Annotated in this window: 2 protein-coding genes and 2 pseudogenes; all 4 read right to left on the bottom strand. The window is 66.1% G+C overall.

Annotated elements, in window-relative coordinates; all coding sequences use genetic code 11:
- Positions 1-729 (bottom strand): annotated as a pseudogene (locus AC2VOU_RS17855) (hypothetical protein); the annotation flags it as partial.
- A 499-nt stretch (positions 730-1,228) separates the two neighbouring features.
- On the bottom strand, positions 1,229-2,968 hold the full coding sequence (gene recD / locus AC2VOU_RS17860; RefSeq protein WP_486958576.1) for an exodeoxyribonuclease V subunit alpha: 1,740 nt from the start codon (positions 2,966-2,968) through the stop codon (positions 1,229-1,231).
- Entirely contained in the window at positions 2,965-6,240 is a 3,276-nt protein-coding gene (recB, locus tag AC2VOU_RS17865; RefSeq protein ID WP_486958577.1) for an exodeoxyribonuclease V subunit beta, read from the bottom strand. The genes recD and recB overlap by 4 nt, the downstream gene beginning before the upstream one ends.
- Positions 6,240-7,286: pseudogene (locus tag AC2VOU_RS17870) on the bottom strand (exodeoxyribonuclease V subunit gamma); the annotation flags it as partial. The pseudogene AC2VOU_RS17870 and the gene recB, both read right to left, overlap by 1 nt.

The following is a 7,286-nucleotide window of genomic DNA, read 5'->3' on the forward strand; positions in this document are numbered from 1 at the left end:
CAGACTGCGCAGATACGACGACGCGGGCGAGCCCTCGCCGCTTAGCCAATGATTGAGATAGCCGACGAGATCCTCTGGGGCGATCTGCATGCCGGGACTAAGTCCGAATTGCGCGAACATCGCTGGAAACTTGCGTCGGTCGCCCTCCCGCACCAAGGCCTGCGACACCGGCAAGCCAACGTAGCGGTGAGTGAGCGCGTACGCGGTCGGAATTCCGCGTTCGCCGTCGAGGTCCTCCAGCCAGCGATTGAGGCATCGCCACAGGAACTCGGCGTATTTCGCGTACTGCTGGCGCACACCGTGATCGTCGTTGGCGCGTCCCAACAACTTGGCGAGTCGGGCGTAATACGCATGGCCGGCGATGTCGTCATCCGACGTGCCCATATCCTCGGCAGCCAGCGCGGTGACGGCCAAGAATGCCAAACACGGCGGCGGCTCAGGGTGCTTCTTCTTGGAGGAGGACCACATCTTGGTGCGGACGTTTAGGCGCTCCAGGGAAAAGTTGCCGTTGTCGCCGGCTGTCACCGCTCGCACTGCCGCGGCGAGGGCTTCTCGCGCGTCTTCGCCAACATGACCGGCGTGCTCCGCTATCGCGCGCAGTTCGGCCGTCTCCATGTCCATGTAGGCCGGCTTTCCGTCCTCGCTGGGCGGATAGATCACGTCGGCAACCGCATCGTTCCAGGGCAGGTAGTCATCCCAAGAATGAGCGACAGAAGATGTGTTAGTCATAGACCTCTTTTCCCTCGCACCCGCCACCGCTCCCTCTAGGACATGCGCCAGTTGCTGGCTCAGCAAGCGTTCGACCACACGGACCGGGGCGGTACCAGGACGCCCCCTTCGCCGAATGGGTGGGGCATAGGGTTGACCGGCAGACGGCCCAAACCGTCGGCCTGCGGGTCGGTGCGCTCGGCACGCGTGGCTGAAGTGCCCTCGGAGGCCACCCTAGAACGCGCATCGGCTGGCTTGGCGCACTTGGCCGGACCCCGTGGAACAGTTCATGGGGTCCGGCCAGCACGGTCAGATTTCGGAGGCGGGACCGCTCCCGGTCCGAGCTTCTACGGGCAGAGGCTCTCGCGGATCGCTCCAGGATGTCCTCGAGAGCGTTTTGAATCGAGCGCACTGACGGAATACTGGGCACAACTGTCATGAGCGACTTCGTTGCACGATTCGACAAATGCGCAGGATAATGCCGCGTTCCTGGGAAAATTCGCCTACCCGCTTATCCGTACTATGCGTTGACATCCGCCCCCGAACCCAGCCATCTTCGCAATCGCACCTCTAGCGACGTAGCTCGCAGTGCTCTTCGCTCTACCGCGGCCCGCATTGCCGCCCCTGATCCCACCACCCGCACCTTCCGCTTCGCTCGAGTCACCGCCGTGTAGAACAACTCCCGCGTCAACAACCGCGAATCCTCGCTGGGCATAAGCACGGTCACCTCGTCAGCCTGGCTACCTTGCGACTTGTGAATCGTCATCGCATGCATGGTCTCGACGTCGGAGAGCCGGCTGGTCGCGAAGTCCAGTGGTCCGCCGGCACCAGCGACGACGGCTCGAAGCCCGTCGGAGCGCGCGACCACCACGCCAGTATCGCCGTTGTAGATATGCAGCCCGTGGTCATTAGCGGTCACCAACAGCGGTCGCCCGGGATACCACTCCGACCACGGCGGCTGGCCCGTCGCGTCGGAAAGCCATTGCTCGACTTGATGATTCCAGTGCCGGACCCCGAACGGCCCCTCTCGGTGTGCACACAGCAGCCGGTGCTCATCCAACGTCGCCAGCGCGACGTCATCGGCGCCGCACTGCGCCGCCTCGCGCAGTCGCAACGCATGCGGCAACAATACTGATCGCAACGCGTCTGATGCATCGTCGGCTTCTATGAATTCGATATGTTCACCACCTGCGTGTAACAGCTCTAACGCCGTATCCGCGTCACCGACTCGGATCGCCTCGGCGAGAAGACCGATCGACTCGCCGAACCGGTGCGAGGTCTTCAGCGTCGCCACCCGCATATCGCTGCGCGATGAGATGCCCTCGACCAAGTCGGCGAGCACGGCACCCGCTTCCACCGACGCGAGCTGGTCGGCGTCACCGACGAGAATCAGTCGGGAATCCGGCCGCACCGCTTCCAGCAGCCGCGCCATCATGGTCAGCGACACCATCGACGTCTCGTCGACCACAATCACGTCGTGCGGCAACCGGTTTCCGCGATCGTGCCGAAACCGGGTCGAGGTGTCCGGCCGGCTGCCCAACAGCCGATGCAGCGTCATCGCCTGCAGCCCCGCGAGCCGCACACGATCGGCCTCATCTAACCGGCCCACTTCGAGTTGTACGGCTTCGGCCAGCCGGGCCGCCGCCTTCCCGGTCGGCGCGGCCAGCGCGATCCGCAACCGGGATGCACCGGAAAGCTGCGCTTGCTCGGCGAGCAGCGCGAGCAGTCGTGCGACCGTGGTTGTCTTCCCGGTCCCGGGACCCCCGGTCAGCACCGTGACCGCCTGAGCCAGTGCGATTTCTGCGGCTTCGCGCTGCTCTTCGAAACCGGCCGGGAAAAGTCGCTCGGAGGCGGGCACATCGACTGCCGGCTTGGTTACCTGCAACGCCAACAAGTCGTCGCAGACCTGCTTCTCCTCGCGCCAATACCGGTCGAGGTAGAGCAGTCGCTCGTCGTAGAGATGCAACACCTGGTCCAGCAACGCACTGTCCCGAACCGCCGCCAACCAACCCTCAGCCGGGGGCCACGGCACGTCGTCGACGGCGATGTCAGACGCGATGGTCGCCAACTCGATGCACACCGATCCGCCGCGCAGCGCGCGCACCAGCAGCGCCACCGCCAACGCCACGCGTTCGTCGGACTCCTTGCCGAGGACGCAGATCCGGTCGGCGACGCGGACGTCCGAAACATCCAGCACGCCGGCCTCGTTGAACACCGCCAAAAGACCGCTGGCAACGACGGCAAGCTCGACAGAAGTCACGCCGCTTGCCTCCCCGCATCGAGCAGGTCCGAGAGCGCAACCACCAGCCCACTAGGTGGCTGCCAGCTGAACACGCCGCACGGGTGCCCGTCGATCACCGGCGTCTCCGCACCGCACATGCCCCGCACGAACAGGTACAGCACCCCGCCGAGGTGCAACGAAGGATCGTAGCCAGGCACCCGCCACCGCAGAAAACGATGCAGCACAACGGTGTACAGCAGTGCCTGCAGCGGATAGTCCGAGTGCAGCATCGCCTCAGCCATCCGCGCGGCCCCATAGTCGGCGGCATTGTCGCCGAGGTGGTTGGTCTTGTAATCCACCACCAGGTAGCGCTGATCCGGCAGCCGCAGCACCGCATCGACCGAACCGGACAGGTATCCCCGCAGCGGCTGGTTACCCAACGCAGCCGACGTCAATCGATCGACGTACGGCGCGAAAGGATCAACGTCGGGTAGGTAAGCGCCCAGCAGTTCCCCGACATCGGACAACGACACGTCCGGCGCACCGGCACGCTGATCGCCGCCGGCTAGCGGGATCTCGAAGTCCAACTCGCGCAACCGGTCCCGTAGCCCGATCTGCCGTAATGTCAGGCCGCCGGCCAGCGGGCCCAACGACGTGTCGTGCAGAGGCAGCATCGCCGCCGCCAGATCAAAAGGCGTGACGTCCACCGACCACCAGTTGAGTTCGCGCGAAGCGTGAGCCTGAAGCTCCACGGCAAGGTCGTCGGCGAACGGGTCGGCTTTCTCGAGCACCGCGTGGACCAACGAACCGAACGTCGCGCCCCTCGGTAGCGTGGCCATCGGGGATACCACCGAGGGCTCGGATGCATTCTCGGTCAACGCAATATCGCCGGTTTCGTCGTCGAGCTCGGTTGTCTCCGGCTCGCTGGTCACCCCGGTTGTCTCGGCCATGCGAATCAGGCCTGAGTACGAGGTGCGCCGCCATCCGGTGTCGATATTGCGGTGGAAGTGCCGTATCCCCAGGTTCGGCGGGGCCGGCTTGACCGGCGCTGACGCGGCGGCGGCGATCACCGATGCTTCGATCACCGGGCCGCCCGCGGACTCCCACTCCCGGAACTTCGCCATCACGTCATCGTCGGAAATCTTTGGTGGGGAGCACTTGTCGGGCACAAGTGGCTCGCCGCGGCGACGGCCACGCAGCAGCCGCGACAGCCCGCCGTTGGGTTCGTCGCGGGACGGTGCCCACCACACCACCATCTGCGACTGGGCGCGTGTCATCGCCACATAGCTCAGCCTGCTGATGTCGCTGGCGTCCTCCCGGCGGCCCTGCTGCTTGGCGACTGGGGCGCCGGGCCCGTTCTTGCCGCCGACATACAGGCAGCGCACGTCGCCATCGTGGTACACCACCATGTCGTGGTCCTGGATATAGCGGTTGAACGCGAACGGCAGATAGACAACCGGGAATTGCAAACCCTTGGCCGCGTACACCGTCATCACCTGCACGGCGGTGGCGTCGCTGTCGAGTCGACGGTTGCGTTCGGTTTCGCCGCTGCGCTCTTCGCGTTGCTTGCGCAGCCAATCCCGCAGTCCCGGCAAGCCCAACTGCTCGTTGTGGGCCACGTCCTGCAACAACTGGGTGACGTGCGCGAGATCGGTCATCCGTCGTTCACCGTCCCGCCAGGACAGCACCCGCGCGCCCATGCCGCACAGTTGCGCCGCCTCGAACACCGCGGCCACCCCGCGTTCCCGCGCATGCGACGACCATTCGCGCAGCGTGCCGGCGATCCGATCGGTCAGTGGGTCACCGCCTGCCATCAGCGTTTCCGCGGTCTCGCCGAAGAACACCGTCGCCGCCGCGGCGCGCACCAACCCGGGACGTTGCGGTTGGTCGAAGACCTCCAACAGGCACAGCCAATCTGCCGCGGCGTCGGAGCTGAACACGTCGTTGTTGCCTGGATAGACGACGGGTATTCCAATGTTGCACAGCGCTTTGAAGCAGGCGTCGGCATCTTTGTGCCGCTCGACGATCACCGCGATGTCGCAGGCCCGCAGCGGCTCACCGTCGAATGTCGCACCGCTGGCCAGCAGGGCGCGAATGTCGGCGGCCAGGTCGGCGCCGATGTGCTCGCGGATCGCGTCGATGGATGGATTCTGAACGCCGCTGCAGCCGAGCGTCTCTCGTGCAACGACTCGCAGCCGAAACGGATCGTTGTGCGGTGCGCCCGCAAGCCGGTGGCCCCGATGGTGAGCCGCGACATCCTCCACCGCAATGGCGGGGTCACCGAGCTGCGCGCCGCGCAGCACCACCTGCACACGGTCCAGCAGCGCAGAGTCGGTGCGCCAGTTGGTGGCCAACGTCTTTCGGTCACCGGCCGTCTTCGCGGCTTCGAGATAGGTGACGATGTCGCCGCCGCGAAACGAGTAGATGGCCTGCTTCGGATCGCCGATCAGGATCACCGTCGAATGCCCGCTGAACGCGCGATCGATCACCTCCCACTGCACCCGGTCGGTGTCCTGGAATTCGTCGACCATGACGATGGGCCACCGATGCCGCATGCGTGCTCGGGCGGGGGAGTCGTCGGTGTCCAGCGCGGCGGCCAGCCGGCTCAGCAGATCGTCGTAGCCCAGCACGCCGAGGCGGCGTTTGCGGGTGTCCAGCTCGGCTAGAACGGCTTTCGCGAAGTCGACGCGGGCGGCGGCCTCCGACCCCGGTTCCGCCTGGAGCGGCCGCAGCTCAGCGGCCGGGTTGTTGACCGCCGTGAGCGCCAGCTTCAGCGCGGGCTCGTACTGCAGCACCGGATTGTCGCGTTGCCGGCCGAAGTGAGCGAGATACAGGTCGTCGACGACCTCGGTGGTGAGGTCGTCGAGGCTTTCCAGCAGGGTGACGGTCGACGCGGTGTCACCGGCCACCCCGAGCGACTTGAGCACCAGCTGGCAGAACTGGTGGGTGGTGGCGATGGTCGCCGCGTCGAAACCGGCCAGCGCATCCCGCAGCCGCCGCTCGCGGACCGCGCACTCGTCGTCGGACGCCGCTAGGAGATACGCCAACAGCTGGTTCTCGCCGACCATCGACGAATCGCTGAAAGCAGTTACCGCGTCTGCGATTTGACGACGCACCCGCTCACGCAGGTCCTGGCTGGCGTTGCGACCGAACGTAGTGAGCAGCATCTGATCCAGGGTCGCCCTGCCTTCGGCGAGGTAGCGCGTCACCAGGCCCGCCAACGCGAACGTCTTGCCGGTGCCCGCGCTGGCCTGCAGCACGGTGGTGGACTTCTCCGCCGGCAAGGGGCCCAGCAGGTCGAAGGGCTGCATCAGGTCGGGATCCTTTCGGCGCGCAGCATCGGCAGCCAGAGTCGGCAGGCGTAGGCGCCGAGCCGGTTGCTTTCGCTGTCGAACTCCTCGCCCGGCCGCAACGGCGTCATCAAATCCGACAGCGGAGCACGGTTGCCCCAAGCCCGCACATGCGCCGGCGCCTGGTCTTCGGCCGGGTAATTACCGCTCTTCCAACGCCGTTCGGCGGCCTGTACCGGGTCGTCGACCGAATAGCGCGCGAGCGCCCACGCATAGGACGTCTTGACCGGCAAGGGCAGCGGCTCACGTCGGCCGGCGTCGTAGATCGCCACCAGCTCGCGCAGCAGCTCGACGGCGTCACCGTCGGGTCGGCCGATCTCCTCGACCTGCGGGGTGGTGCCTCGCTGCGGCCGGCCGATGCATGCGGCCGAGAAGTCCTGGCTGCAATCGCGAGCGTACAACGCCAGCAACGGAATCCAGGACGCCAGCAGATGCTTACCGTCCAACTTGGAATACGTCACGGAGACCAAGCGGCTACCGTACACCGCCGGCACGGTTCCGCTCAGGCGCCGCCCGCCGCCGAGTTCGATGTCGACGTCGTAAGGTTCGGCGTCCGCCGTCCGATAGTGCTTGGCTTCTAACGCCAAAAGGTTGGCTTGGTCCAGAATCTCGGTGGCCTTGCGCCACCCCAGGTGTCCCGGCGGCAACGTGCCTCGACGCCACTCGGCGTCGCGGGCGTGCTCAGCGGTCATGCCCCGCAGAATGTCGTGCAGCATCCGGTCACCGACCGACCACTGCTCGAGGTTGTCGAGGTCGACGGGCATGGCGTCTTGGATGCCGTCGACGTCGTGCGGAAGCGTGAAGTCCAGGGCGCGGAAGAAGCCTTTCACCGGGTCGTTGAAGAAGCCGATGAGGTCGGCGAGGATGACGTCGTCGGCGGGTGGGTACGGCAGCGGTGTGGAGATGAATGCCGGGCGTTGCTTGCGGTCGCCGGCGCTGACCTTTGCGGCGCGCAGCGCGGTCGGGTCGAAGCTGAACGGCACATTGGGCACCAGTTCACCGGGTAT

This window comes from Mycobacterium sp. TH-M25 (assembly GCF_057473665.1).

What these genes read in the sequence shown, in the direction of transcription:
- recB (WP_486958577.1), bottom strand. Translation starts at nt 6,240, where the DNA reads ATGCAGCCCTTCGACCTGCTGGGCCCCTTGCCGGCGGAGAAGTCCACC.